General features: G+C 57.8%; 24 protein-coding genes. 19 read left to right on the top strand and 5 right to left on the bottom strand.

Annotation, left to right across the window (positions count from 1 at the left end):
• The first annotated feature begins 7 nt into the window (after nt 1–7).
• From ACM5SV_RS11720 to ACM5SV_RS11705, 4 genes are all read left to right on the top strand, one after another.
• Nucleotides 8–931, top strand: coding sequence for a 2-hydroxyacid dehydrogenase (locus ACM5SV_RS11720; RefSeq protein ID WP_419425206.1), 924 nt, complete (start codon nt 8–10; stop codon nt 929–931).
• A 28-nt stretch (nt 932–959) separates the two neighbouring features.
• A complete protein-coding gene (locus tag ACM5SV_RS11715; protein ID WP_018068409.1) occupies nt 960–1,313 on the top strand; it encodes a cupin domain-containing protein in 354 nt (117 codons plus the stop codon).
• 168 nt (nt 1,314–1,481) lie between these two features.
• Nucleotides 1,482–2,288 (top strand): phosphotransferase, encoded by an 807-nt coding sequence (locus ACM5SV_RS11710; protein ID WP_222335480.1) that lies wholly within the window; start codon nt 1,482–1,484, stop codon nt 2,286–2,288.
• Nucleotides 2,285–2,728 (top strand): Lrp/AsnC family transcriptional regulator, encoded by a 444-nt coding sequence (locus ACM5SV_RS11705; RefSeq protein ID WP_222335479.1) that lies wholly within the window; start codon nt 2,285–2,287, stop codon nt 2,726–2,728. The genes ACM5SV_RS11710 and ACM5SV_RS11705 overlap by 4 nt, the downstream gene beginning before the upstream one ends.
• Before the next feature lie 281 nt (nt 2,729–3,009).
• Here the strand turns inward: ACM5SV_RS11705 and ACM5SV_RS11700 are convergent, their stop codons facing one another.
• From ACM5SV_RS11700 to ACM5SV_RS11690, 3 genes are all read right to left on the bottom strand, one after another.
• Nucleotides 3,010–4,425 carry an aldehyde dehydrogenase family protein gene (locus ACM5SV_RS11700; protein ID WP_419425205.1) on the bottom strand — a complete coding sequence of 472 codons (1,416 nt, stop codon included), beginning with the start codon at nt 4,423–4,425 and terminating at the stop codon, nt 3,010–3,012.
• Nucleotides 4,425–5,486, bottom strand: coding sequence for a homoserine dehydrogenase (locus tag ACM5SV_RS11695; protein ID WP_419425204.1), 1,062 nt, complete (start codon nt 5,484–5,486; stop codon nt 4,425–4,427). The genes ACM5SV_RS11700 and ACM5SV_RS11695 overlap by 1 nt, the downstream gene beginning before the upstream one ends.
• Before the next feature lie 232 nt (nt 5,487–5,718).
• Nucleotides 5,719–6,195 (bottom strand): Lrp/AsnC family transcriptional regulator, encoded by a 477-nt coding sequence (locus tag ACM5SV_RS11690; RefSeq protein ID WP_130660395.1) that lies wholly within the window; start codon nt 6,193–6,195, stop codon nt 5,719–5,721.
• Nucleotides 6,196–6,434: 239 nt separating this feature from the next.
• Here ACM5SV_RS11690 and ACM5SV_RS11685 point away from each other — a divergent pair, with 239 nt between their 5' ends.
• The 12 genes from ACM5SV_RS11685 (at nt 6,435) to ACM5SV_RS11630 (ending at nt 18,276) form a co-directional block, all read left to right on the top strand.
• Entirely contained in the window at nt 6,435–7,835 is a 1,401-nt protein-coding gene (locus ACM5SV_RS11685; protein WP_419425203.1) for an aspartate aminotransferase family protein, read from the top strand.
• A gap of 32 nt (nt 7,836–7,867) precedes the next feature.
• Complete coding sequence (locus ACM5SV_RS11680; RefSeq protein ID WP_222314422.1) at nt 7,868–8,644, top strand: amino acid ABC transporter ATP-binding protein; 777 nt, start codon at nt 7,868–7,870, stop codon at nt 8,642–8,644.
• Nucleotides 8,645–8,685: 41 nt separating this feature from the next.
• A complete protein-coding gene (locus tag ACM5SV_RS11675) occupies nt 8,686–9,504 on the top strand; it encodes a transporter substrate-binding domain-containing protein (RefSeq protein WP_419425202.1) in 819 nt (272 codons plus the stop codon).
• Nucleotides 9,505–9,562: 58 nt separating this feature from the next.
• Complete coding sequence (locus ACM5SV_RS11670; RefSeq protein ID WP_419425201.1) at nt 9,563–10,276, top strand: ABC transporter permease subunit; 714 nt, start codon at nt 9,563–9,565, stop codon at nt 10,274–10,276.
• Nucleotide 10,277: 1 nt separating this feature from the next.
• Nucleotides 10,278–10,958: an ABC transporter permease gene (locus ACM5SV_RS11665; protein ID WP_222335473.1), complete on the top strand. Its 681-nt coding sequence runs from the start codon at nt 10,278–10,280 to the stop codon at nt 10,956–10,958.
• A gap of 22 nt (nt 10,959–10,980) precedes the next feature.
• Nucleotides 10,981–11,334: a cupin domain-containing protein gene (locus tag ACM5SV_RS11660; RefSeq protein ID WP_419425200.1), complete on the top strand. Its 354-nt coding sequence runs from the start codon at nt 10,981–10,983 to the stop codon at nt 11,332–11,334.
• Nucleotides 11,335–11,478: 144 nt separating this feature from the next.
• Entirely contained in the window at nt 11,479–12,696 is a 1,218-nt protein-coding gene (locus tag ACM5SV_RS11655; RefSeq protein WP_419425199.1) for an NAD(P)/FAD-dependent oxidoreductase, read from the top strand.
• 59 nt (nt 12,697–12,755) lie between these two features.
• A complete protein-coding gene (gene eutB / locus ACM5SV_RS11650) occupies nt 12,756–13,739 on the top strand; it encodes a hydroxyectoine utilization dehydratase EutB (RefSeq protein ID WP_024323570.1) in 984 nt (327 codons plus the stop codon).
• Complete coding sequence (gene eutC / locus ACM5SV_RS11645; RefSeq protein WP_419425198.1) at nt 13,739–14,734, top strand: ectoine utilization protein EutC; 996 nt, start codon at nt 13,739–13,741, stop codon at nt 14,732–14,734. Before eutB ends, eutC begins: the two co-directional genes overlap by 1 nt.
• Nucleotides 14,735–15,222: 488 nt before the next feature.
• Nucleotides 15,223–16,731, top strand: a complete 1,509-nt coding sequence (locus ACM5SV_RS11640) for an NAD-dependent succinate-semialdehyde dehydrogenase (protein ID WP_419425197.1) — start codon at nt 15,223–15,225, stop codon at nt 16,729–16,731.
• Between the two features lie 117 nt (nt 16,732–16,848).
• Complete coding sequence (locus tag ACM5SV_RS11635; RefSeq protein ID WP_018068425.1) at nt 16,849–17,202, top strand: cupin domain-containing protein; 354 nt, start codon at nt 16,849–16,851, stop codon at nt 17,200–17,202.
• Nucleotides 17,203–17,439: 237 nt separating this feature from the next.
• A complete protein-coding gene (locus ACM5SV_RS11630) occupies nt 17,440–18,276 on the top strand; it encodes a GNAT family N-acetyltransferase (RefSeq protein ID WP_419425317.1) in 837 nt (278 codons plus the stop codon).
• 94 nt (nt 18,277–18,370) lie between these two features.
• Here the strand turns inward: ACM5SV_RS11630 and ACM5SV_RS11625 are convergent, their stop codons facing one another.
• Nucleotides 18,371–19,348 carry a threonine/serine dehydratase gene (locus ACM5SV_RS11625; RefSeq protein ID WP_172643717.1) on the bottom strand — a complete coding sequence of 326 codons (978 nt, stop codon included), beginning with the start codon at nt 19,346–19,348 and terminating at the stop codon, nt 18,371–18,373.
• Nucleotides 19,348–20,340 carry an ornithine cyclodeaminase family protein gene (locus ACM5SV_RS11620; protein ID WP_419425196.1) on the bottom strand — a complete coding sequence of 331 codons (993 nt, stop codon included), beginning with the start codon at nt 20,338–20,340 and terminating at the stop codon, nt 19,348–19,350. Before ACM5SV_RS11620 ends, ACM5SV_RS11625 begins: the two co-directional genes overlap by 1 nt.
• Nucleotides 20,341–20,698: 358 nt before the next feature.
• On the opposite strand from ACM5SV_RS11620, the gene ACM5SV_RS11615 reads away from it, so the two are divergent.
• From ACM5SV_RS11615 to ACM5SV_RS11605, 3 genes are all read left to right on the top strand, one after another.
• The gene (locus ACM5SV_RS11615) at nt 20,699–21,367 is read left to right on the top strand and encodes a haloacid dehalogenase type II (RefSeq protein WP_164048716.1); all 669 of its coding nucleotides are present in this window, start codon (nt 20,699–20,701) and stop codon (nt 21,365–21,367) included.
• Nucleotides 21,368–21,679: 312 nt separating this feature from the next.
• Complete coding sequence (locus ACM5SV_RS11610) at nt 21,680–22,777, top strand: phosphotransferase enzyme family protein (protein WP_419425195.1); 1,098 nt, start codon at nt 21,680–21,682, stop codon at nt 22,775–22,777.
• 94 nt (nt 22,778–22,871) lie between these two features.
• Entirely contained in the window at nt 22,872–24,200 is a 1,329-nt protein-coding gene (locus ACM5SV_RS11605) for an aspartate aminotransferase family protein (RefSeq protein ID WP_419425194.1), read from the top strand.
• Nucleotides 24,201–24,206 lie beyond the last annotated feature (6 nt).

Here is a 24,206-nt window from a genome sequence, read left to right as displayed (position 1 = left end):
GGGAATTATGGTTTGCTGGTTCAATTCTGATCGAGAAAGAGGTCGCGTCTTCGCGGATGCTTTTGCGCGCGATCTGCCCGATCTGCCTTTCGTCATGGATATCTCGGAACGCAATCCAGACGACCTCCGCTACATCCTGACCTGGACAGCGCCGCCCGATCTTCATCGCTTCAAGAACCTGGAGGTGGTCTTCTCGATCGGCGCCGGCGTTGACCAATTCAAGCCGCACACGCTCCCCCCGAACGTCATGCTCGTCCGCATGGTCGAGGACGGCATCGTCCGGATGATGCAAGAATATGTGACGCTTGCGGTACTCGCCCTGCACCGCAATTTGAAGGCGTATATCGGCCAGCAGTCTGACGCCACCTGGCGCCCCCTGCCTGTGCGCCAGGCTGCCCAGCAGCGGATCGGTATCCTTGGCCTCGGCCTGCTCGCAGGGGCCGTCGTCGAGCGACTGAAACCCTTCGGCTTTCCGCTTGCCGCCTGGAGCCGCTCGGAGCGACAGGTGGAGGATGTTGACTGCTATCACGGTCCGGACGGTCTCACCCCGTTTCTGGCGCGTACCGACATCCTGATCTGTCTCCTGCCGCTGACGCAAGAGACGCAAGGACTGCTCGACGCCGCGCTCTTGAAGACGCTTCCAGCCGGCGCGGCGCTCATCCACGTGGGGCGCGGCGCCCAACTCGATCACGACGCGCTCATTGCGGCTCTCGACGCGGGGCATCTGTCGGGCGCGGTCATCGACGTCACCGAACCTGAGCCCTTGCCTCCCGAACACGGTTTCTGGCGACATCCAAAGATTATTCTGACGCCCCACATCGCAAGCGTTACGCAACCAGAAACGGCGGCCCGCGCCGTCATCGACAACATCAAGCGCCATCGCGACGGCCTCGAGCTGATCGGGCTCGTCGATCGCGACCGCGGTTATTGAGCTGCAACCAGGAGAGCAAGGAGAAAACATGTCCCTCCTCAAGACCATCGTACCGAACAGCACAGAAGCTCCGCGTGAATCCAAGCCCGGGCCGGAGCGTCTTATTTCCGGTGATCCGTCGTTCAAGTCCTGGGCCCAGGACGTAGCGAGAGGCGAAATGATCCACACCGGCGTCTGGGAGGCAACTCCGGGACTGACGCATTCCGTCAAGGGCGAGACTTTCGAGTTCTGCCACATCCTTCAGGGGGTCGTGGAAATCACGCCGGTTGGCGGAGAACCGGTTACCTACAAAGCGGGTGACAGTTTCGTGATGAAGCCCGGTTTCGTCGGCACATGGCGTACCGTGGAAACCGTCCGTAAGATCTACGTGACGGTCATGTAACTGCTGGACGTCCGTGGGGGACGACGAGCAATCGTCTGCGCCGCGGCGGAAGAGAGTATTTTCCGCCGTGCGCTTTGCCAGGCAATCGCTCGCAGCAATGCGGGAGTTCTCGCGACCGTGGGAGTTCGTTCGAGCGCTAAATCATCGGCCGTCACAAGGGAGCGAAAAATGGCTGTTTTTACCGAGCTTTCTGACGGTGATCGCCAATGGATCACAGCGGCCTATGGTTTCACATCGCTCTCGTCTGTGATCGGCATCGCCGATGGCGACACTGATACGACCTACCTGTTTCGCGCCCAGGAAGGCGAGTTCATCGTGACGCTTTTCGAAAACGGAGTCCAGCCTCTTGATCTGGAAAGAGCCTTCGAGACCATGGAGGCGCTCTTTCAAAATGGCGTGCCGTGCCCTAGACCGCTGCGCACGCTCCAAGGCCATGCCACGTGTCGGGCTGCCGACCGATTGGTTGCTACCGTCAGCTTTGTCCAAGGCTCCTCGTCCACCCTTGCAGGCCCGGCGAAGTGCCGAAGCCTGGGCCGCACGATGGCTCAAATCCATTCTGTTCTTGAACGGAAGACAAAGCCTCTGGCGCCGGCCCTTCCAACTGGGACAGTTCACGGCGCGTTGGCCCAGGCGAATGTCTTTTTCGTTGGAAATGACGTGAGCGGGATCATTAACTTCAGGCTTCGCCACGACGATGCGTTCGTATCGGAGATTGCAGATGTGCTGGTCGGTTGGGTGGCGGAACCCGGCGGTGAACTGAACAAGGATCGGGCACGTGCGCTGCTTCAGGGTTACGAAGAGGTTCGACAACTGACTGCCCCCGAAAAGGAAGCCTTACCAGGGTTCATCATGGCGTCCACGGCTAGACGGCTTGCCAGCCAGAAGGAAGGAAGCTTCCTACCGGAAGTGGCCGTGTTAGCTTATCGTTCGGCAACTTCGGACATTCTAGGTAGTCCATCGGCTCTAACTCCATGAAAAATCTTCTTGATCGGACCGACGAACAGATAGTGGCCGCATTGAAGGCCAACGCTCGAACCTCGCATGCCGAGTTGTCGGCGAAGGTAAATCTTTCGCGCAACGCCGTGCGGGTTCGGATAGAGCGACTTGAGCGAGAAGGCTTCATCAAGGGATATACGATCGTCACCGGCGATGGAGCAACTAGCCAAAACGTGACGACCGCGATCGTCTTCGTCTATCGCCATGATCGCATGAGGGGCGGGGATGTTATTCAGGCGCTTCGGAAAATCCCGGAAGTGGTCGCTTGCGATGTGATGACCGGCGATTTCGATCTCCTTGTCAGGGTAGAGTCTTCCAAGGCAGACCGCATAACGCAAATTTGGCACCTCATAGCCGAGATGCCCGGTGTGCGCGACACACTGACTTCTTTTGCACTCTCCTCCGTGATCCGAAAATAGGACTGGCGACTATCGGTCGATGCACGCGTATGCCGTCCATGCGGCCATATGCAGTCTCGATCGCCATTTCGACGACGCGCTTGTATTCTTCCTGGCTAAGCATTGGCTTTTTCCCGTGGTTCCGCAGGGCAAACCCTGACGTGTCCTCGGCGATTTGCCTGATGAGGCTGCCAAACGCAGCCTCATCGACTTTACGATCGGCGAAGGGGGCAAGCACGGCGACAGATCATTGGAATATATCAATGTCGGGAGGCAACGATGGTCTTAGACTGGCTGGCCGGTCAGCGCTGCAACCGGGTGATGCAGATGACCTTCGGCTGGGTCATGTCTTCGTAAGCGAAGCGCACGCCTTCGCGTCCCATGCTGCCGTATTTGAAACCTCCAAAGGGCATCGCGTCGAATCGGTAGTCGGATGACTGATTGATCATTATACCCCCGGCATCGATCCTCTTGGCGGCATCGAAAGCGTCGGCGAGATCGTTGGTAAAGATTCCCGCATGCAAGCTATACTCCGGGTTGTTTGCCAGTTGTATTGCCTCATCCAATTCGTCGAAAGGCTGCAGGATGACTACCGGTGCAAAGACTTCCTCATTCAACACGTCGCACGTCGCCGGCACATTCTCGAGGATGGTCGGAGGATAGAGTGTACCGGAGAGCTTGTGACCGCAAAGCAGCGCCGCGCCGGCAGCGATGGCACGCTCGACCATGGAAGCGGCGCGGTCGACCGCCTTTTCGGTGATCATTGGACCCATGTCAGTGTCAGCTTCCATCGGGTCGCCAGTTCTCAGCTCAAGTGTCTGAGTCACGAACGCGGTCTTGAACCGCTCATAGATCGGGCGCTGAACTAGAATCCTCTGCGTGCCGATACAGTTCTGACCCGCCGCCCAGAAGGCGCCTGACACACAATCTTCAACAGCGGCGTCAACATTGCTGTTTTCCATCACGATAACTGGTGCATTTCCACCGAGATCCATCGCGAGTTTCTTGATACCAGCGGATTTTGCGATGGCCTCGCCGGTTGCAAAGCCGCCCGTGAAGGAGATCATTCGAACCTCCTTAGCCGAAACGAGCGCCTTGCCCAGGTCCGCTCCGCCGACCGCGACCGTGATGACTTCTTCCGGCAGACCGCTTTCGATCAACACGTCCGCCAGCTTGATGGCCGACAGAGGGGTAAGCTCGGAAGGCTTCAGGAGTATCGCATTGCCGCCGGCGATGGCGGGGCCGAGCTTGTGGGCTACGAGATTAAGCGGATCATTATAAGGCGTGATCGCCGTGATGATGCCCAGTGGCTCTCGCGTATACCAGCCTTGACGCGACTCCGATCCGGCGTAGGCGTCAAAGGGAATGACTTCGCCGGCGTTTCGCTTGGCCTCTTCCGCCGAGAGCTTCAAAGTGTTGACACAGCGTGTCACCTCCTTGCGCGCCTGCGTGATTGTCTTCCCGGCCTCCCGCACGATCAGGAGCGCGAATTCCTCCTCTCGGGCTTCAACGGTCGCTGCGGACTTTTCGAGAATTGCGGAGCGCTGGTGGCGGGGAAGCGATCGGGCGATCTTCGCGCCACGATTGGCGCGCTCAAGCAGCAGGTTGACCGCGTCCGCACTAGTCTCCGAGACCACACCGACCAAGCTGCCGTCGAAGGGATTGTTGACGACGATCTCGGCCGAAGATGTCTTTTTGCTCAGGGCGAAGCTTGCCATCACGCAGCCTCCTTCGCCAGGGTGCCAGACCGGGCATTATGGATGGCGACAATGTCGGACAGCAGCGCATAGGCGGTCTCGGTCCGGCCGGCGCCTGGACCTGTGACAGTGACAGAGCCCAGCAGTTCGGTGTTCAGCGAGACTGCATTGGTAGCGCCGTTGACACCGGCGAGCGGATGCTCGAGCGGTAGCTGTTTGGGAGCAACGATGCCGGTTATCGTCCCGTCGGCATTGCGAAAGGCCGATCCGATCAACTTCCAACGGCTGTTGGCCTTTGCCGCTGCTTCGATGTCGGAAGGAGAAAGCTTGGAAATGCCTTCGCAGAAGACTTCCTCCGGCTTGAGGTTTGCTCCCAGCAGCTCGTTTGCGAGGATCACCACCTTGAGGCGGACGTCGAAACCTTCGACGTCGGCGGTCGGATCGGCTTCGGCAAAGCCGAGTGCCTGCGCTTCCGCGACGGCGCTGGCGAAGTCGAGACCATTCTCCATGCGGCCGAGGACGAAGTTTGATGTGCCATTCAGAATTCCTTCAAACCCTTTCATCTCTGCGCCGGCAAGGGTCTTCTCTGCCATACGTATGACGGGGGTGCCGCTCATGACGGAGCCCTCATATTCGAAATGAACGCCGTTTGCCTTGGCAAGAGCCTTTAGTTCCTGAGCAGCGATTGCGACGGGCCCCTTGTTGGTGGTGACGACGTGCTTGCCGGACTTGAGGGCCCAGCGGCAGTGCGAAACGGCCGGCTCGCCGTCCTTGGGGTTTGTAAATGTCGCTTCCACGACGATGTCGACAGGCGCCGTCTTGATGATCGTCTCGTTATCGGCTTCCGCGCTGCCCCCAGAAAGCCGACCAAAGCCGCCCTTTGCGAAATTCGCTTCAACGAGTGTCCTGGCGTCGAGGCCGTTCGGCGAAATTACGGAACCGAGATAAAGGTCGCTGACAGCAACGATGTTCAGGCGGAAACCGAGATCCCGTTCCCACAGCAGGTTCTTCGTCGCGATGAGTTCGGCCAACGCGCGGTTGACGCCACCAAATCCGATCAGAGCAATGTTGTATATTTTCATGTGGTACCCTCCGGTGAAGCGATCTGTGCGCATATCATCGGATGCGGATCGCTCAGTCGGAACGGCGCAAACAGACCAATCTGCCGTGCATTTTGCTCATTCAACCGCCGTCTTGCTGTGCCGTCCCATTCCGCGCGAGAACTTGAACGGATAAGATGGTCCAGCCGAGAAAAGCCGATTTTGCTTCAGGCGCGATCCGTCAAAACGGGGCCCGATCTCCGTGGGAAAAACCTCAGGAGAATTGATCAAAGTCGATCGGAACTGAAAATCCCGTCTTGACCCGGTCCATGACAACCATTGTCTTGAAACCTTTGATATCGGGATTTTCATAGAAGAACTTGCGGGTAAAAACCTCATAGTCCTCCATGCTTTGGGCAGTGACAATCAGGACGAAGTCCGCGTCCCCGGTTACATAATAGCCGTTCATGACTTCCGGCATCTGCCGTATCGATTGCTTGAAGCGGTCAACAATGTCTGCTCTTTCGCGCTCGAGCGTCACCAGCACAAGCATCGCGATGGGCCGCCCGACGAACTTGTGTTTCACAATCGACACTTCGGCCTCGATCACACCCGCCTCACGCAGCCGTTTGAGGCGGCGCTGCACCGCAGTGGCCGATAGACCAACCATCGCGCCGAGTTCTTCGCTGCTGTGCTTGTTGTGATTTTGCACGATGCTGAGCAGGCGAGCATCAAGGCGGTCAAGTTGCATGGGAAAATCCGCATAATTTCATCGTTTTGCCGCCTCAAAAAGCAGGATTTCTTCGTCAGATCAATATTTATCGGGAAATGCGGCGTTCAAATGGCCTTACGCTTCATTTTGCAAAGGAGTGAGGCGACAAAAAATGTTCAAGCGGAGGACGACAGTGCGACATACTCGGGGCGGCGATCTCGCTCCTGACCACATGAAATACGGTGCGTTTGTTTTGACGGCCGCATGAGGAAATAACCATGACCAATATCGCTGAATTAGCAGACATGGACCGTAGGACAGTTCTGCACCCGTTCACCTACCTCAAGGATTACGCGGCGGGCGAGACTGAACCTACCATCGTCGAGACTGGAAAAGGCGTTCGTATCCGGGACGCGTCCGGCCGGGAATATCTCGACGGGTTTGCAGGCCTTTATTGCGTCAATGTCGGCTACGGCCGCACCGAAGTCGCCGAGGCGATCGCCCGTCAGGCCTACAAGCTTGCCTATTATCATTCCTACGCCGCGCACACGACGGAGGAGCTCGCACGTCTTTCCGACCGACTGGTGCGAATGGCGCCCGGCAACATGTCGAAGGTCTTCTACGGGCTGTCAGGTTCGGATGCGAATGAGACGCAGGCAAAGATCGTCTGGTATTACAACAATCTTCGCGGAAAACCGCAGAAGAAGAAGATCATCTCGCGCGAGCGTGGATATCATGGGTGTTCAGTGGTTTCCGGCTCCATGACGGGCCTGAGCTTCTATCACGATCACATGGATCTGCCGGTTTCGGGAATTCTGCGCACCGGTGTCCCACATTTCTATCGTGGTGCGATGCCTGGCGAGACCGAAGAAACCTTTTCACAGCGCCGCGCCGAAGAGCTGGAAGCGCTTATTCTCGCCGAGGGGCCGGACACTATCGGCGCCTTCATAGCGGAGCCGGTCCTTGGGACGGGGGGCATTATACCGCCGCCGGCGGGATACTGGACGAAAGTCCAGGCTGTGCTGAAGAAATACGACGTGCTGCTGATTGCTGACGAGGTGGTCTGCGGATTTGGCCGCACCGGCGCCATGTTCGGTTCGGATCTTTATGGCATCGAGCCCGATCTAGTCACCGTCGCCAAGGGCTTGACGTCTGCCTATGTGCCGCTGTCGGCCGCGATCATTTCGCAGAAAGTCTATGAGGTCATGGAGGAAGCGACGCCTCTGGTGGGATCCTTCTCACACGGCTACACCTATTCCGGCCATCCGATCGGCGCAGCGGCCGCAAACGCAGTCCTCGATATCGTTGAGCGGGAGAACCTGGCGGGCCAGTCCGCGACCAAAGGCACTTATCTTTTGCAGCGGCTGAGGGCAGAATTCGAGCAGAATCCGATCGTCGGGGAAGTCCGTGGTGTCGGCATGCTGGCGGCCATCGAGTTCGTCTCCGACCGTGGCACCAAGTCCTCGTTCGATCCGGGTCTCAAAGTCGGAGCGCGCATTTCCCAAGCGGCTCGCAATCGCAACCTGATTGCCCGGGCGATGCCACACGGGGACATCTTGGGCTTTGCTCCGCCGTTGGTCATGACGGAAGCCGAAATCGATGAAATGGTCGCGATCGCGAAAGCCGCGGTCGACGAGGTGATGAAGGAATTGGACGCTCAAGGCGCAATGGCGGGATAGTAGATGACCAATTGGCTGGAAAGTTTTCACGCATGAGCGAGGTCCTGAAGGTCCACGAACTCACCAAGACGTTCGGATCCACGAAGGTGTTGGATGGCATCAGCTTTCGCATGCGCGAAGGTGAGGTCATTTCCCTGATCGGATCGTCAGGATGTGGAAAAAGCACCGCCCTTCGCTGCATCAACTTCCTGGAGACGCCGACCTCCGGGCAGATCGAGTTCATGGGCCAGGCAATCTCCGTCAATCGCAAAGAGGGTGGCGAAAGCGAGATCGTCAACGCTTCCTACATCAGAGCGTTTCGCCAGCGGATCGGCATGGTGTTTCAGAACTTCAACCTCTGGCCCCACCGTAACGTCCTCGGCAACGTGACCGAGGCCCTGGTCTATGTGCTGGGCTTGAGCAAAAAAGAGGCCGAAGAGGTTGCGTTGGCCGCCTTGTCGAAGGTTGGCATGGCAAATTTCGCAGAGCGCTACCCACATCAGTTATCTGGTGGGCAGCAGCAACGGGTCGCCTTCGCACGTGTGCTGGCGATGCGACCGAAATTGATGTTGTGCGATGAGCCAACGTCCGCACTCGACCCGGAACTCGTCGGGGAAGTGCTGAAGGTTATCAGAACTCTGGCCGAAGAGGGTGCCACGATCCTCCTCGTCACACACGAAATGCGGTTCGCACGCGACGTATCGAACCGGATGATATTCCTGCAAGAGGGCCGCCTTGAGCAGGACGACACGCCGACAGAACTACTTCGAAATCCCGCGACAGAAGGGGTCAAGCGGTTCCTGTCAGGCGTCATGCCGGCCTGCGCCTAGAGGCATCGGGCCACAACAACAACGATAAAAGGGTAACAGACATGATCATCAGCAAAATCATCAAGTCGGCGCTGGCAACCAGCCTGCTCGTTTCCGCTCTGGCCACGGCCGCTTCGGCTAAGGACGGGGTACTGCGCATCGGCACGGAGGGCGATGCGCCGAAGTTCAGCATGGCTGATCCGAACGGAAACGTCACCGGGTTTGACGCGGACATCGCCAATGGTATCTGCGCCGAGCTCAAGTTAAAGTGTGAGTTTGTTGTGCAGACGTTCAGTTCGCTTGTCCCGTCCATGGACACCGATCGGTTCGACGTCATTATATCCGGCCTCGGGATTACCGCCGAGCGCCAGAAAAAGATCGACTATTCCATCCCCTATGCGACAACCCCGCTCTATTTCGTCGTTGCGAAGGATTCTCCGCTCGCCGGTCTCAAGAGCCTGGCGGAAATTGAAAAGGCTATTGAAGGCAAAAGCGTCGGCGTCGTCACAGGCACGACCTACGCCAAATTCATCGAAAAGCGGATGCCAAGCGTTGATCTGAAGACATACGACGCTGTCACTCAGCAAACCGCCGACCTTGCAAGCGGCCGTATCGACGTCGCTTTCGGAGATTCTCCGACCTGGATGGATTTTTTTCCAACGCCGGATGGCGCAAACTTCACGAAGATCGACGTGAAGATCATGGCAATGGATGACCCGGACGTTCTTGGACGCGGCATGGGCGTTGGGGTGCGCAAGGGCAACACGGAACTAAAGGCGAAGGTGGACGCCGCGCTTTGCAAGATGATCAATGATGGCAAAGTGAAAGAAGCCTCGATGCATTGGTTCCAGGACGACTATACCATTCCCTGCAAGAAGTGATCTTTGACGATGAGACCTGTCTTGGATTGGTCCAAGGCAGGTCATTGGGATGGTGTCCATGCTAGCTGATTTCTGGATATTGATGGTGGAGCGAGGCTGGGCCCTTGCTCTGCTGCGGGGAAGTGCCATCACGATCGCGATCGGTCTTCTCGGAATGTCTTTGGGTTTCGTTATTGCCACCCCATTGGCTGTCTTGCGCTGGCAGAAAGTCGCCGTGGTTTCGCAATTGGTCGATGCGTATAGCATCGTCGTTCGTGGTGTTCCGGGGCTGCTGGTGATCTACCTGCTGTTTTTCGGGTCCGTCGATTGGGTCAAAACCATCACGAGCGCTTTCGGCTATCAGGACTCGGTCGACAATGCCTACCCGTATATCATCGGCGTGATCGCCATAGCCGCAATCTCGTGCGCCTATTCCATCGAGGTGATCCGCGGTGCACTTCAGGCGGTGCCGCATGGACTGCTTGAAGCCGCGCGGTCGCTTGCCTTGCCAGCCACGGTCACGTTCTTCCGTATCACGTTTCCACTGGCTTTGCGTCTGGCGCTCGGAGGGATCAACAACGTCTGGCAGATGACGATCAAGGATACGTCCCTGATCTCGGTTGTCGGGCTGCAGGAACTGATGAGAACTGCGGCGATCGCGGCCGGGATCACGCGCTCTCCTCTCCTCTTTTATTGCATCGCCGCGGCGTTGTTCTTCGGTATGACAGCGGTCAGCCAAGGCCTGTTCTCCAGGGCGGAACGTGCGCTGAATCGCGGCTTCGGAGGGCGATGACATGGATCTCGAGATTGTCAGATATGCCGTGCCCTTTTTGCTGGTCGGCGCCAAGACGACATTGCTGATCGCCCTGTTCGGAATTGGCTTCGGATTCCCATTTGGTATCGCTGTCGGTCTTGGCCGCGGCTCGAAGAACAGGATCTTACGCAACAGCTGCGACACCTACTGCGCGATCTTCCGCGGGACGCCGATGTTGGTTCAGATCTTCGTCATTTACTACGGACTGGCGCAGGTAAGCTTCATCCGTCACAACCCGGTGCTGTGGTGGATGATTGGTGATGGATTGCACGCGGCGATCCTCGCCGTCGTGCTGAATACCGGCGCCTACACCGGTGAAATTTTCCGCACGGGTTTCCTCTCTCTTCCCAAGGGGCTTATCGAGGCGGCCGAAGCCTGCGGCATGTCCCCCTGGCATGTCTTCACACGAGTGAAATTTCCGTTGGCATTGCGCCAGGCTTTGCCTGCCTACAGCAGCGAGGCGGCCATTATCGTCAAGGAATCGAGCCTCGCATCGACAATCACTGTCCTGGAAGTCACTGGATATGCCAAGAGATTGATGAGCGAGACCTTCGCGATCATGGACATCTTCATCATCACCGCTGCCCTCTATCTCGCCATGAACGTCGTTGCTCTCACCGCATTGAAACTTCTCGAACGACGCTTGTCGATCGTCCGATAATCACCTTCAAAAAGGAAATAGCATGTCCAATCTCACCTTCGTCGATCAGAACAATCTTCCTGAACCGCGCAAGGGTCAGCCAGCGCCTGACAGACTTGTCGAGGGCAACCCGCAGTTCCGGAGCTGGGACATCGCACAGACAACTGATGGTGTTGTTCGCTCCGGCGTATGGGAAGCAACACCCGGCGCGTACCGCTCGATCAAGGGCGAAACCTTCGAATTTTGCGTCATTCTTTCAGGTGTTTCCGAACTGATCGAGGACGGCTGTGAGCCGCGGCGCATCGTGGCCGGCGACGCTTTCGCCATGCATCCGGGTTTCGTTGGAACCTGGCGGGTCATCGAAACGACGCGCAAGCTCTGGGTCTCCCGAGACTAAGTCATCACCAACTCAAGTCATCTTTCCGGAACCTACCTGCTCATGACCCAAGCTCAAAGACATCCAATCAAGTCAACGCCCTACTGGTGGGAGGACTGCCGCTTGCCGTCCCTGCCAGCTCGAGACGTGGAAAAGACATGCGATGTGGCGATCGTTGGCGGCGGGTATACTGGTTTGTCGGCTGCACTCGAACTTGCCCGTGCCGGCAAGCATGTCCAGCTGTTTGACCGCCAGGCTCTTGGCCAGGCGGCATCCAGCCGAAATGGAGGCATGGCCAGCGGAAGTATCCGCCCGGGGCGCAAGGATCTCATCAAGCGGTTCGGGCAGGAGAGGGCACAAGCCATTCTCCTCGAAGGCAAGGCGGCGCGAGAGGATCTTTGGCGCTTCCTGAGAGAGGAAAATATAGAATGCGATTTCTCCCTGTCTGGCGTCTTCAGCGGCGCCATGACGACTGACGAGGCCGAAGAACTCCGTCGTCAGGCAGACTTCCTGCAACAGAACCTCGGTGTCGAGGCATATCCCGTGGAAAGGGCCGACGTCCGGAAGTTCATCGGGACAGACCTTTATATCGGAGGGTTTGTACGTAAGGATGTCGGTGGTCTTCAGCCGGCAAAACTGCTCGCGGCCATGATCGCCCTGGTAAGCTCATCGAGCGCGGTCATTCATGAAAATACCGCAGTCCTTGGCTCGGTCAACGAGGCTGGTGGCGTGCGAGTTCAAACCGAGCGTGGCGATGTCTTCGCCAGCAAGCTTCTTGTCTGCACCGACGGCTACACCGACGGTTTCGACCCGTGGCTGCGTCGACGCCTTGTTCCTGTCCGCAGCAGGATCATTGCAACTGAAGCGCTGGATAAAGAGATGATGGATCTGCTGATGCCGCCACGCATGATGTATGGCGACATGCGCAAGCTCAGCTACTATTATCGGCCGTCGCACGATGGTTCCCGAATCTTGTTTGGCGGACGCGATGGCACGACCGAGGGAGATCCAGCGGCTCCGACCAGGCATCTGCAAACCGAACTTGCAAGGCTTTTCCCGGAACTCGCGGGGATAAACATTACGCATAGCTGGTTCGGCTATGTGGCCATGAACCGCGACATGATCCCTCGCATGTTCTCGCGGGGGAATACGGTCTATGCGACCGGCTATTGCGGCTCCGGTGTCGTATGGGCCAGATGGCTAGGCAAGAAAGCTGCGTTCAAGATCCTGGGCGACGCGGAACAGTCGCGCTCCGCATTCGATTTCGACGCAGCTCCCAGGGCCGTGCCATTCTTTAACGGCAAACCCTGGTTCATTCCCATTGTTTACTCGCTGTATGAGCGTCACGACAGAAAGACGCTGCGCCGTCGCCAGAAAAGCTGAGGTGCAGAGCGTAGCACAGCGGATCACAGATAGTGAGGCCCCGTTTCAAGTGAAAAAACATGATTAGCCTGGACACGATCGAGCAAGCGCGCGAGCGCATTGTCAAGCATATCCGCGACACGCCTCTCGTGATGTCGGCGGCGCTGTCTGAACTGATCGGGACGCAGGTCAGCCTGAAGATGGAGCATCACCAGCTGACCGGAAGCTTCAAGCTTCGAGGGGCGACCAATGCCATTCTGCAGCTCAGCCAGTCCGAGCGCGATCGAGGCATTATCGCGGCTTCCACCGGCAATCACGGACGCGCTCTGTCCTACGCCGCTCAGGCGATGGGCGCCCGCGCGACCATTTGCATGTCGCGACTTGTGCCCGAAAACAAGGTGTCTGAAATCCGCCGGCTAGGTGCATTCGTGCGGATCGTCGGGTCTTCGCAAGATGATGCGCAAGAGGAGGTTGATCGGCTGGTCGCGGAGGAAGGCCTCAGCATGATCCCGCCCTTCGACCACCCCCGGATCATCGCCGGCCAGGCTACCCTCGGTCTTGAAATCGTCCAGGCGATGCCTCAAGTCGCGGCGGTTCTTGTTCCCGTGTCGGGCGGCGGATTGGCAGCAGGTGTCGCGGCGGCCGTCAAGGCGGTGCGGCCGGAGATCAAGGTGATCGGCATTACCATGGAGCGGGGAGCGGCGATGAAGGCCAGCATTGATGCGGGCCACCCGGTCCAGGTCGAAGAGCATCGAAGCTTCGCCGATTCGCTCGGTGGCGGCATCGGATTGGCTAACGTCTGGACGTTCCAAATGTGCAAAATCCTTCTCGACGACGTCGTGCTCGTCGACGAGGGTGAAATAGCGGCCGGCATACGCCACGCTTATGAATATGAGCGTCAGATAGTCGAGGGTGCTGGCGCGGTCGGTATTGCTGCGCTGCTCTCAGGGAAATTGGCGCACGTTGAAGGCCCGATCGCGGCAATCCTTTCGGGCGGAAACATCGACATGGCGTTGCACAGGAACGTGGTCAACGGGCTCAATACGATTGGTGAGGGAAGCTAATGCCGACAATACGAATATTGACTGAGTCGGAGCTCAGGTCGATCGTACCGCTCGACATCGATGCGGTGAATTGTGTTGAAAATGCCTTCCGCGCGCTGGCGATGGAGAATGCAGTTAAAATGCCGCCGATTCTGCGTCTCGACGTCCCTGACAGCAGGGGCGAAGTCGATGTGAAGACGGCGTATATTCGGGGCGTAAGCGGCTTTGCCATCAAGATCAGTCCCGGCTTCTTCGACAATCCGAAGATCGGGCTACCGAGCACCAATGGGATGATGGTTTTGCTTTCGAGTAAAACCGGCCTGGTACAGGCTCTTTTGCTGGATAACGGCTATCTCACCGATGTTCGCACGGCTGCCGCCGGCGCTGTTGCGGCAAACCATCTGGCGCAGAAGGATGCGTCGATCGTGACGGTCTTCGGAGCAGGCGTTCAGGCGAGGCTGCAACTTGAAGCCCTCATGTTGGTGAGGCCGGTTCGAGAGATCCGTGTTTGGGCGCGTGATCCCCGCAAGGCACAGTCGCTCGTCGAACAATTCGCAGGCAAACGAAACCTTTCGATTTCCGCGTTTGACGATCCTAAAAAGGCAATCGCCGGGTCCCAGATCATCGTCACGACCACACCAGCGAACCGGCCAATTGTCGATGCTTCTTGGCTTGAACCCGGGCAGCATCTGACAGCTATGGGTTCGGATGCGGAACATAAGAATGAAATCGACCCGATGGCCATCGCCCGCGCAGATGTTTATGTGGCCGACAGCCTCAAACAAACGCGGAGACTGGGTGAACTCCACCATGCCATTGAAGCCGGCCTAGTCTCGGGCGATACGGAGTTTGCGGAACTGGGCCAGATTGTCACAGGCACCAAGACGGGTCGCAAAAGTGTCTCGGAGATCACGATTGCCGATCTTACGGGAACCGGTGTTCAAGACACGGCCATTGCCACGCTTGCGTTTGCGCGCGCCGAAGCGCACGGCGCTGGGACGCTTTTCGAAAGTTGATGGCAGGCGATCTTTGCCAGCCGAGCGCCCCTGATGGGGGCGTTGAGAAATGCAGTCCGGCGACAGAACGTGTTGGCGAGCGTTCTTTGTTCGTGCCCGGCCGTTTTTTTCGAGCGGCATCCGCAGTTTCTCGGTTGGATACGCTTGAGGATGTCGGCTCGCAAAATTGATGCAACGCGTTCCTAGCGTCTCTGTATGCGGCCCGGCCCTTACTGACATTGGAACTATCAACCGACTGCAAAATAATGTCGGCCTGACGGCTGCGTGTTGTCACCGACCGATAACAGCTGTGGCTTTGTCCGCATTAATGCCGCCAAAGACCCCTGAAATGCTGTTGCGCTGGCGGTTCCGTCAACGAACTTAGCCCTATCACCGCATCCCCAGTCTTCGAGCATGGAAAATAATCTGCGCAACCAATTTGATCTATATTGACACCAATCGTGAAACCAATTGTATATTGATCGCATGACGATCCTGATTGGTAGCGAATGGTGGTGAACGTGAAAACAACTCCAACACTTGAAACAACCCGTGTTGCTCCTTCGCAGGCGGCTGCTGTAGCATGCGATGCTCCCAGCCAACTGTTCATTGGCGGCCAATGGGTCGCCGCGCAAGGCGGCCGGACCTTTGATGTGATCGATCCCTCGACTGCTGATGCAATCGCCACCGTCTGTGACGCCGACATCCCGGACGCGATGGCGGCCGTCGATGCGGCAGAAAAGGCGGCTGCGGCCTGGAAGGCAACTCCGCCGCGCCGGCGCTCGGATGTTCTGATGAAGTGTTTTCACCTTCTCCTCGAACAGGCAGAATGGCTGGCGCAACTGATCACAGTTGAAAATGGCAAGGCACTTGCCGACGCAAGATCGGAAGTCGCCTACGCGGCCGAGTTTTTCCGCTGGTATGCCGAAGAGGCGGTAAGATCTCCCGGTGAATTCGGACCTGCACCTTCCGGCGCGAACCAGATCATCGTGAGCCATGAGCCGATTGGTATCGCCGTATTGGTAACGCCTTGGAACTTCCCGGCAGCAATGGCTACGCGCAAAATTGCTCCCGCGTTGGCCGCGGGCTGTACTTGCATCCTGAAACCCGCAGCCGAGACCCCTCTTACGGCGCTGGCGATCGGAGAGCTCATGCGACAGGCAGGTGTTCCCGCCGGGGTGGTCAACATCGTTACCACGAAGAAAGCAGGCCCTGTGGTCAGCGCGATGCTGCATGACAAGCGGGTACGGAAGCTGTCGTTCACCGGCTCGACAGGCGTTGGCAGGATCCTGCTGCGCGAGGCGGCGGACCAAGTCGTCAGTTGTTCAATGGAACTGGGCGGCAATGCGCCTTTCATCGTTTTCGATGATGCCGATCTGGAAACCGCTGTCGCCGGCGCAATGGTCGCCAAGATGCGCAACGGCGGTGAGGCTTGTACAGCCGCGAACCGCTTCTACGTGCAAAAGAGGATTCTGGCTGACTTCACGCGTCGCTTCGCGGAAGAGATGGCCGCACTCGAAGTAGGACCAGGCCTGGCCGCGGATAAGCAGCTTGGCCCACTGATCACCGAAGCCGCGGTGGCCAAGGTCGAGCGCCTGGTCGACGACGCTATCGCCAAGGGAGCCAATCTGGTTACCGGTGGCAGCAGATTGAGCGGCGAGGGCTTCTATTATCTACCGACCGTCCTCGCCAACGTCTCTGCCGATGCTGAGATACTTCGAGAAGAAATCTTCGGTCCGGTCGCGCCAATCATCGCGTTCGATACTGAAGACGAGGTCGTCGAACTAGCCAACGACACCGAATATGGATTGGTATCCTATGTCTTTAGCCGGGACCTCAAGCGCGCGCTCGCAGTCGCGGGCAGGCTGGAAAGCGGCATGGTGGGAATCAACCGAGGTGTCGTATCCGACGCTGCCGCGCCGTTCGGCGGCATGAAACAGAGCGGCCTCGGACGCGAAGGCAGCCACCACGGCATGCTCGAATATCTCGAAACGAAATACATCGCCGCCGCTTGGTAGACGCGCGATCAACGCAGGTACGTTTCGCTATGCCATGGTAATGGCCTGGAAAGTCAAGCCGGCTCAAAGCCATCCAAAGGTGACGCGGGTGGCTGAAGCCAGACCTAGGAGAGATAAATGTCGCTACTGAAAACCATCGACCCGAATCCATTGTTCGAGCCGAAGCATAAAACTGCAGAGCCGGATCGCCTCATCGCGGGCAGCCCCGCGTTCAAGACATGGTTGCAGGACACCGCCAAGGACGGCACAGTCAATACCGGCGTCTTCGAGGCCACGCCCGGCGAAACGCACTCCATCAAGGGTGAGACTTTTGAATTTTGCCATCTCGTCCACGGTGTCATCGAACTGACCGAGAAGGGAAAGGAGCCTGTCACATATCGTGCAGGCGACAGCTTCGTGATGAAGCCCGGCTATGTCGGCGTTTGGAAGACCATAGAGACGGTGCGAAAAATCTTCGTCACCGTCACCTGATCACGGGACTCTCGGCGACGGGGCGGAAACGGAGCAATCCGGCAGGCAAGGCCTTCAGATGCTTCCACCCGAAACTGGATGGGCGGTTTATCCGCCCATGCCGACTTCCAAACTCGAAGGCCTATATGCCAAGCTTGTCGCGGTTCGGCCTAGACGTCAATCTTACGCCCCTGTGTCACCAAAACCCGCCGCTGTTCTTTCGAGGTGAGCGCAGAGACCCACGAAATGGATGAACTCATGCAAACGGAATCCGTCGTTCTTGCGCCTTTCGAGGCTCACCATCTGGATGATGCGGTGGCGCTTTCGCGTGCGGCGGGTTGGGCTCACAGGAGAGAAGACTGGGTAGTGATATGGTCGCTGAGCCAGGGGCGCGTTGCACTCGCTGGCGACCGGGTCGTGGGAACAGCTCTCATGACTCCCTTCGGAGACACCTGCTCAGCCATCAATATGATCATTGTCGACGAAAGCCAGCGCGGCCGGGGATTGGGAAGAAAATTGACCACCGCCGTGCTGGAACTCGCGGGGAATCGGGAATGCCGCTTGACGGCGACAAATGACGGCTTACCGCTTTACGAAAAACTGGGCTTTGTTGCGACACATCAGATCGTCCGCCACCAAGGCATCGTCAATCGCATCAATGCTTCTGAAAATGTTGAGTGGGTCGGGCCCGACGCCCTGCCGGCAATCAAAGCGCTCGATCGTGCGGCGTTCGGCGCCTCGCGCGAGGCATTAAACGATGTCCTGTCGAAGGAGGGAAGGTTCGCGGTCATTCGGAACGATGATCGTATCGTCGCGTTTGCGTCGACGCGGTTGTTTGGAAAGGGCGAAGTGGTCGGGCCGGTCGTTGCGGAAAACTTCGAACAGGCGAGGGACTTGCTCGCATTCATCCTCTCAGGCAAGGAGGGTCGCTTCGTACGGATCGACATCCCTGAACAGACGGGCCTTTCGTCGTCGCTCAAGGGGTGGGGGCTACCTCAAGCGGATGGAGTCGTAGCGATGGTTCGAGGTGCTGCGGGCCACCCTCAAACACCAGCGGTTCAGACTTTCTGCCTGGCCAGCCAGGCTATCGGCTGACTTGGTCGGGCGGAAGTCCGTTGATTGCACGTCCATTGTCTCTGGGCGAAACATAATAATCATGTCTGTACTCCGAGGTGATCGCGAGTGGCGATCACCTCTCCGCATTGTATATCTCGGCAAGGTCGCATAGATCCCAGTTTCCGCCAGACAACACGACACAAACTTTTTCGTCGGGCTCGACATCTATGGCGCCTGCCAACAGAGCTCCCACGCCGATGGATGCGGCGGGTTCAGCAATGAGTTTCGCGTCCTTGGCAAGAGCACGCATCCCGGCAATGATATGCTCGTCTTCAACAAGAACAATCTCGTCCACATACTTTTCGATAATCGGAAAAGGATTCTGGCCCGGAACGCTTATCCTCAGCCCATCCGCAATAGTGTTCTTCAAGGGAAGCGATGTGCGCTCCTTGTTTATACGGCTCTGAAAATACTTCGGCGTCAGGGCGGGTTCCGCCCCAATGACGCGCACTGATGGTTTCGATTCTTTGATGGCAGTCGCGATTCCCGAGATTAGCCCGCCGCCGCCAATGGGAACAATGACCGTATCTACATCGGCGAGATCCTGCAGTATTTCACAGCCGATCGTGCCCTGGCCGGCCATCACGACGGGGTCCTCGAAAGCGTGAACAGCTGCGTATTTGTTTTCTTCAGCGATTTCATACACCCTTTTCCACCTGGCGGCGGTGTCGCCATCGAAAAGAATGACTTCTGCCCCGAGTGCCTTTGTGTTTTCAATTTTAATTTTGGGCGTGGTGACCGGAAGCACCAAAATTGCTTTTACGCCGAGCAACCTGGCAGCATAGGCAATCCCTTGGGCATGATTGCCCGACGACGTTGCGATGATGCCGTTCGCGATCTCTTCCCGCGATAGCGAGAGAGCCTTGTTCAGGGCGCCGCGAATTTTGAATGCACCCGTAATCTGCAGGGTTTCCGGCTTGAGATAGAGCTGACAACCAGCGGCGCTTTCCATCTTTTCCGCGCGCAATAGCGGCGTGTGCCTGATGTGCGGTTTCAGCCGTTCCTGAGCTTCACGAATGTCTTGAATGGTGGGGTAGTTGCGCATGGTCATCACTCGAAAAACTGAAAGAAAGCGCCGACGTTGTTGGCTATTGCGTTCTGATAGATTTTGTTGGCTGTCGTATTGTCTTGTATGGCCATCCCCGTGGAGTCAAAAATAGTGATTTCGTCATCACTTTCTCGTCCCGGCTTCCTCCCCAACAATACCTCGCCGATTTCGCCGTGGATGTCGTCCTTGGTAATGATGTTTTTATTCAGCGGGTGCCAAGTCTCGCCCTTTTCCGTGCATTGTGAAAGCGAGTCGACGATGATTTTGGCATTTCGGAAAAGTTCCGGTTCCAGTTCCTGTTTGCCGCGTTGATCCGTGCCGATCGCAACGATGTGTGTACCGGGTTTTACCCATTCCGCTTCCACAAGCGACCCTTTCCCTCGGGTCGTTGTGATCAAGATGTCGGCCCGCTCGACCGCCTCCTTCTTCGAGCTTGCGACGGTGACGGGAATGCCGAATTCGCGCTCGATGTCCGCCTTGTATTTGGAACTTGTTTCGTAGGTGCTATCCCAGGCGTGGATCTCTTCGATCTTCAGGATCTCGTTGATCGCACGGATTTGCATTCTTGCCTGATTGCCTGTGCCGATCGACGCAATCGTCCTGGCGTTCTTTCTCGCCAGTGCTTTGACGGAGACGGCTCCCGCCGCCCCGGTTCTGAGGCCAGTGATCAAGCTACCATCCATGATACAAATCAACGCACAGCTCTTTGCATCAAACAGGAGAATGGTGCCCATGCTGTTCGGCACGCCGTGTTCTACCGGGTTGTTGGTGAACCCTCCGGAATGCGCCTTCATAGAGATGATTTCAGCGACCTTATAATAGCCAAGCTTGAAGTCGATCTCGCCACGCAGGGAGGGCAGATGAATCCCGATATAGTCGGGCTGTTCCACCTGATCGCTGCTGAAGGCCTTGTAAGCCTCTTCGACAGCGTCAATGACTTCCGTCATGCCGATAAGCCGTCCTACGTCATTCTTCTTGAGCAGCAGCGTTTTCATGCGTGACCTCTCTATTTCAATTCATCGGATGCATGGGCGCATCACGATCTGACCTGCACTAATCATATTGGGCCCGCTGTATTTCTATTGGCCGTATCCGCGGGGCCTCAAGCAGATTGTTTTATATCGCATGGCGATTTTGGCAGAGAGTACCGGCAGGCGCTTTCGAAGCTTGGGCGGTGTGTTGGAACTATCCCGCCACCGCGGATCACTGTGACCCGGCACTCACAAGGGGAAATGATGTTTCCCTCCAGCATTTTGTGCTGATGTTCCGCAATCTCCGGGCAATTCGGATGCGAGCGCCGGGCTATGATTGGTCATAACTTAAACAGCTCCCCGCAAAGCAAGGACGAAGCGCATGACCACTTTCCGCCCGAAATACATCACGTTCGATTGCCACGGCACGCTGATCAACTTTCAGATGGCGGAGGCGGCACGCGATCTCTACACCGAGCGCATGAGCGAGCAGAAAATGCTGCAGTTCATCGCCGACTTCTCTGCGTACCGGCTTGATGAAGTCATGGCCGACTGGAAGCCCTATGCGGAGGTCGTACATAACGCATTGGCGAGGACCTGCAAACGCAATGGCATCCAGTTCAAGAACGAAGACGCGCAGATGGTTTACGAACGCGTTCCCACTTGGGGCCCGCATCCCGACGTTCCGGCCGGTCTTGCCAAGGTGGCAAAGGAAATTCCGCTGGTCATCCTGTCGAATGCAATGAACTCCCAGATCATGTCTAACGTTGAGAAGCTCGGCGCGCCTTTCCACGCGGTTTACACCGCCGAAGAGGCTCAGGCCTATAAGCCGCACTTCCGGGCCTTCGAATATATGCTCGATATGCTTGGCTGCGGACCGGAGGACATACTGCATTGCTCTTCTTCGTTCCGTTACGATCTGATGTCCGCGCACGACCTTGGGATCAAGAACAAGGTCTGGGTCAATCGCGGTCACGAGCCGGCCAATCCCTATTACGGCTACACCGAGATTGCCGGCATCTCTGACTTGCCGGGCGTTGTCGGGCTTTAAGGAAGCCCGAATACATCTGAAAATCTCTCTGCCACCGGTCCGACAGCGAACCTCGGTTTGCCGGAGGGTAAAGGGCCGAGGGCATTGCGGTGCCGCGGTGTTCGGCGGCGCGATCATGGATCCCGGCACGGGCGAGGAAACAATGCCGAGGCCAGGACGATCGTGCTGAAGGCGGGGACGGTGGTTCCAGCGCCTTCAGTAGCAATCGCCAACCTTCACGCAGGTTGGCCGCAGCGGACTGGATGCCATACTGACGGTCGTTTTTCGGATGACCATTGCCGTCCGGCTCCAAACAGTGCGAGGGTCTCAATCGTGGGTGCTTGTAACGATGCGGTTCCAGACGACGGTGCGGGTCATCTCGACGCCAACCAGTCGGTCGGCGAGCCTTTCAGCGAAGCATATTTCAGGGGCGCTGCCGCTATTCTGGCGACTAAGCCGAGCCCTGCCGATGCGCACGTGTCCGGTGAGCTGCTACTGCGCCACTACGGTTTGACGGGAACGATCAGGGTTCTGTCCTCGGAAGTGGAATGTACCGCCGAGGTCACTCTGTTGAGCGGCGATCGGTTGATCCTCAAAACGTCAGCGCGGCCGGAAGGACGAGACAGTTTCCGCTTCCAGGTTGCGGCCCTTGCAGGGCTGGAAGGCGCTTCCGGTTTCGCAGCACCTCATCTGGTGCGTACCGGCGCCGGTACGCTGATGTTCGAAGAGGAGGAGATTTGCGGCTACCTGCAGACCCGACTTTCAGGGGTGCCGCTGCACCAGGTGAACGCAACTCCGGACGTCCGCTACCGGGTCGGCCAGGCGCTTGGCAGGCTCAGTTTGGCGCTCGAGCCTCTGAAGCTGCCCGCCATGCATCGCCCGGTACTTTGGCATGTCGGATGCTGGCCGAGGCTAATGGAACTGGAGGAGCATCTGCAATCAGAGCCTGTCGCGGCCTCAGTGCGTCTTGCCATGGGCAATTATGTCGAGCTCATCAAGCCGCAACTGCGCGAGGTAGCATGGCAGGTCACGCACAACGACCCGAGCCCTTTCAACACGCTCCTGGCCGGTCAGGGTATCGCGTTCATCGACTTCGGCGACGGCTGCTGGGGTCCTCGGATTCAGGATCTCGTGGTTGCTGCAAGCCACTTGGTAACCGACCCATCTTTGGCTCTCGGCGGCTCAGAAAATCTCATCGCCGGTTATGCTTCGGTGACTCCGCTTTCCACGCTTGAGGCGAAACTGCTGGTCGGATTGATGAAGGCGCGCCAAAGCGCCCTCATCCTCATCAACTACTGGCGAGCCGAGCTGTTTCCGGCCGAGGCGGCATATATCAAGAAAAACGTGGCCAGGGCCGAACGCGGGCTCTCTATCCTATCGGCGTTAAGCGCGGGGGAGGCCGATATGGCTGTGCGTAGCGCAGGACCTTAGCCGGCCGCATCTAAACCTTGCGTCGCTCGCCTTGGTAATCAGGACGGTAAGCCGCGACCTACTCGCGGATAGAAATCTAAGCAGGATCAAAGCTATGTCCACAGATCTCATGCCCAACCGCTTCACTCCCGGGGAAGCCACAATTTCCCCCCGGGAGTCTGAGCTGATCGCTCGGCGCGACAGCGTATTGGGAGCTTCCTACAGGCTCCAATACCGCCGGCCGGTTCATTTCGTTCGGGGCGAGGGCATGTGGCTCTTCGATCCGGACGGACGTCCCTATCTCGATTTCTACAACAACGTGCCCTCTCTCGGGCATTGTCACCCAGAGATCAACGCTGCCATGGCAGAACAAGCCAGCCGAATTAGCGCAAACACGCGCTATCTTGAACCGAGGCTGGTCGATTATGCCGAACGGCTCGTGGCCGCCTTTCCCCAGGAGCTGAACCGCGTTGTCTTTACCTGCACGGGTAGCGAATCGAACGACCTGGCGCTCCGGATTGCAAGGTTGACCAGCGGCAACGAGGGCGTGATCGTCTCTTCCCATGCCTATCACGGCACCAGTGCGGCCACGGCGATGGTGTCGCCCAATCTGGGCGATGCCATCAAGCTCAGCCCTGCCGTGCGCATGGTGTCGTTGCACGGTCCCTCGGGCATACCCGAGCGGCAAGCTGCGGCATTCTTTGAAGAACAGGTTCGCTCCGCAATCGCTGATTTAAACCGACGTGGGATTGGCATCGCGGCCCTCCTCATCGACACGATTTTCTCCAGCGACGGCGTCTGGGTTGACCCTCCTGGCTTCATCGCCGGTGGAGTTAAAGCGGTGCGGGAGGCAGGTGGCCTCGTGATTGCCGATGAAGTTCAGCCAGGATTTGGGCGGACGGGCACACACATGTGGGGTTTTGGGCGTCACGAAGTTGTGCCTGACCTCGTCACTCTCGGCAAGCCTATGGGCAATGGATTTCCAATCGGCGCGGTTGTTGGCCGCAAGGCACCGATGGATCGCTTTGGCGCAACTGCCCGGTACTCAAACACCTTCGGCGGCAATACCGTCGGGATCGCGGCCGCTGACGCCGTCCTGACCATTTTGCACAGAGAACGCATCCCCGAGCATGCGCATGCCATGGGTGAACGCCTGAAAATGGGGTTGGAGCATCTTGCTAAGCTGCACGGCGGTATCCGCGGCATTCGAAATGCCGGTCTGTTCTTCGGCATCGACATCGGGCTGGATGGAACGGGAGACGCCAGCCGGCGTGCCATGGCATTGGAGATTGTAAACCTGGTGCGTGACGATGGCGTTCTTATCAGCACGACTGGCGCCAACGAGGATACGCTGAAAGTTCGGCCCCCACTGATTTGTCAGGCGGAGCACGTGGATCGGTTTCTCGAAGCCATGGAGTCCGCGCTCAGGAAGGTCGTTGCGTAGGTCTAA

Origin of the sequence: Rhizobium sp. CRRU65 (assembly GCF_048551595.1) — a bacterium.
Taxonomy (GTDB): Bacteria; Pseudomonadota; Alphaproteobacteria; order Rhizobiales; family Rhizobiaceae; genus Rhizobium; species Rhizobium leguminosarum_J.
Note: the sequence above shows the minus strand (reverse complement) of the source record. Positions and strands in the feature narration are given on the sequence as shown.

Bases quoted from the DNA above. Each gene is read 5' to 3' on its own strand.
- ACM5SV_RS11720 (WP_419425206.1), top strand. From the start codon at position 8: ATGGTTTGCTGGTTCAATTCTGATCGAGAAAGAGGTCGCGTCTTCGCG.
- ACM5SV_RS11715 (WP_018068409.1), top strand. From the start codon at position 960: ATGTCCCTCCTCAAGACCATCGTACCGAACAGCACAGAAGCTCCGCGT.
- ACM5SV_RS11710 (WP_222335480.1), top strand. From the start codon at position 1,482: ATGGCTGTTTTTACCGAGCTTTCTGACGGTGATCGCCAATGGATCACA.
- ACM5SV_RS11705 (WP_222335479.1), top strand. From the start codon at position 2,285: ATGAAAAATCTTCTTGATCGGACCGACGAACAGATAGTGGCCGCATTG.
- ACM5SV_RS11700 (WP_419425205.1), bottom strand. From the start codon at position 4,425: ATGGCAAGCTTCGCCCTGAGCAAAAAGACATCTTCGGCCGAGATCGTC.
- ACM5SV_RS11695 (WP_419425204.1), bottom strand. From the start codon at position 5,486: ATGAAAATATACAACATTGCTCTGATCGGATTTGGTGGCGTCAACCGC.
- ACM5SV_RS11690 (WP_130660395.1), bottom strand. From the start codon at position 6,195: ATGCAACTTGACCGCCTTGATGCTCGCCTGCTCAGCATCGTGCAAAAT.
- ACM5SV_RS11685 (WP_419425203.1), top strand. From the start codon at position 6,435: ATGACCAATATCGCTGAATTAGCAGACATGGACCGTAGGACAGTTCTG.
- ACM5SV_RS11680 (WP_222314422.1), top strand. From the start codon at position 7,868: ATGAGCGAGGTCCTGAAGGTCCACGAACTCACCAAGACGTTCGGATCC.
- ACM5SV_RS11675 (WP_419425202.1), top strand. From the start codon at position 8,686: ATGATCATCAGCAAAATCATCAAGTCGGCGCTGGCAACCAGCCTGCTC.
- ACM5SV_RS11670 (WP_419425201.1), top strand. From the start codon at position 9,563: ATGCTAGCTGATTTCTGGATATTGATGGTGGAGCGAGGCTGGGCCCTT.
- ACM5SV_RS11665 (WP_222335473.1), top strand. From the start codon at position 10,278: ATGGATCTCGAGATTGTCAGATATGCCGTGCCCTTTTTGCTGGTCGGC.
- ACM5SV_RS11660 (WP_419425200.1), top strand. From the start codon at position 10,981: ATGTCCAATCTCACCTTCGTCGATCAGAACAATCTTCCTGAACCGCGC.
- eutB (WP_024323570.1), top strand. From the start codon at position 12,756: ATGATTAGCCTGGACACGATCGAGCAAGCGCGCGAGCGCATTGTCAAG.
- eutC (WP_419425198.1), top strand. From the start codon at position 13,739: ATGCCGACAATACGAATATTGACTGAGTCGGAGCTCAGGTCGATCGTA.
- ACM5SV_RS11640 (WP_419425197.1), top strand. From the start codon at position 15,223: ATGGTGGTGAACGTGAAAACAACTCCAACACTTGAAACAACCCGTGTT.
- ACM5SV_RS11635 (WP_018068425.1), top strand. From the start codon at position 16,849: ATGTCGCTACTGAAAACCATCGACCCGAATCCATTGTTCGAGCCGAAG.
- ACM5SV_RS11630 (WP_419425317.1), top strand. From the start codon at position 17,440: ATGCAAACGGAATCCGTCGTTCTTGCGCCTTTCGAGGCTCACCATCTG.
- ACM5SV_RS11625 (WP_172643717.1), bottom strand. From the start codon at position 19,348: ATGACCATGCGCAACTACCCCACCATTCAAGACATTCGTGAAGCTCAG.
- ACM5SV_RS11620 (WP_419425196.1), bottom strand. From the start codon at position 20,340: ATGAAAACGCTGCTGCTCAAGAAGAATGACGTAGGACGGCTTATCGGC.
- ACM5SV_RS11615 (WP_164048716.1), top strand. From the start codon at position 20,699: ATGACCACTTTCCGCCCGAAATACATCACGTTCGATTGCCACGGCACG.
- ACM5SV_RS11605 (WP_419425194.1), top strand. From the start codon at position 22,872: ATGTCCACAGATCTCATGCCCAACCGCTTCACTCCCGGGGAAGCCACA.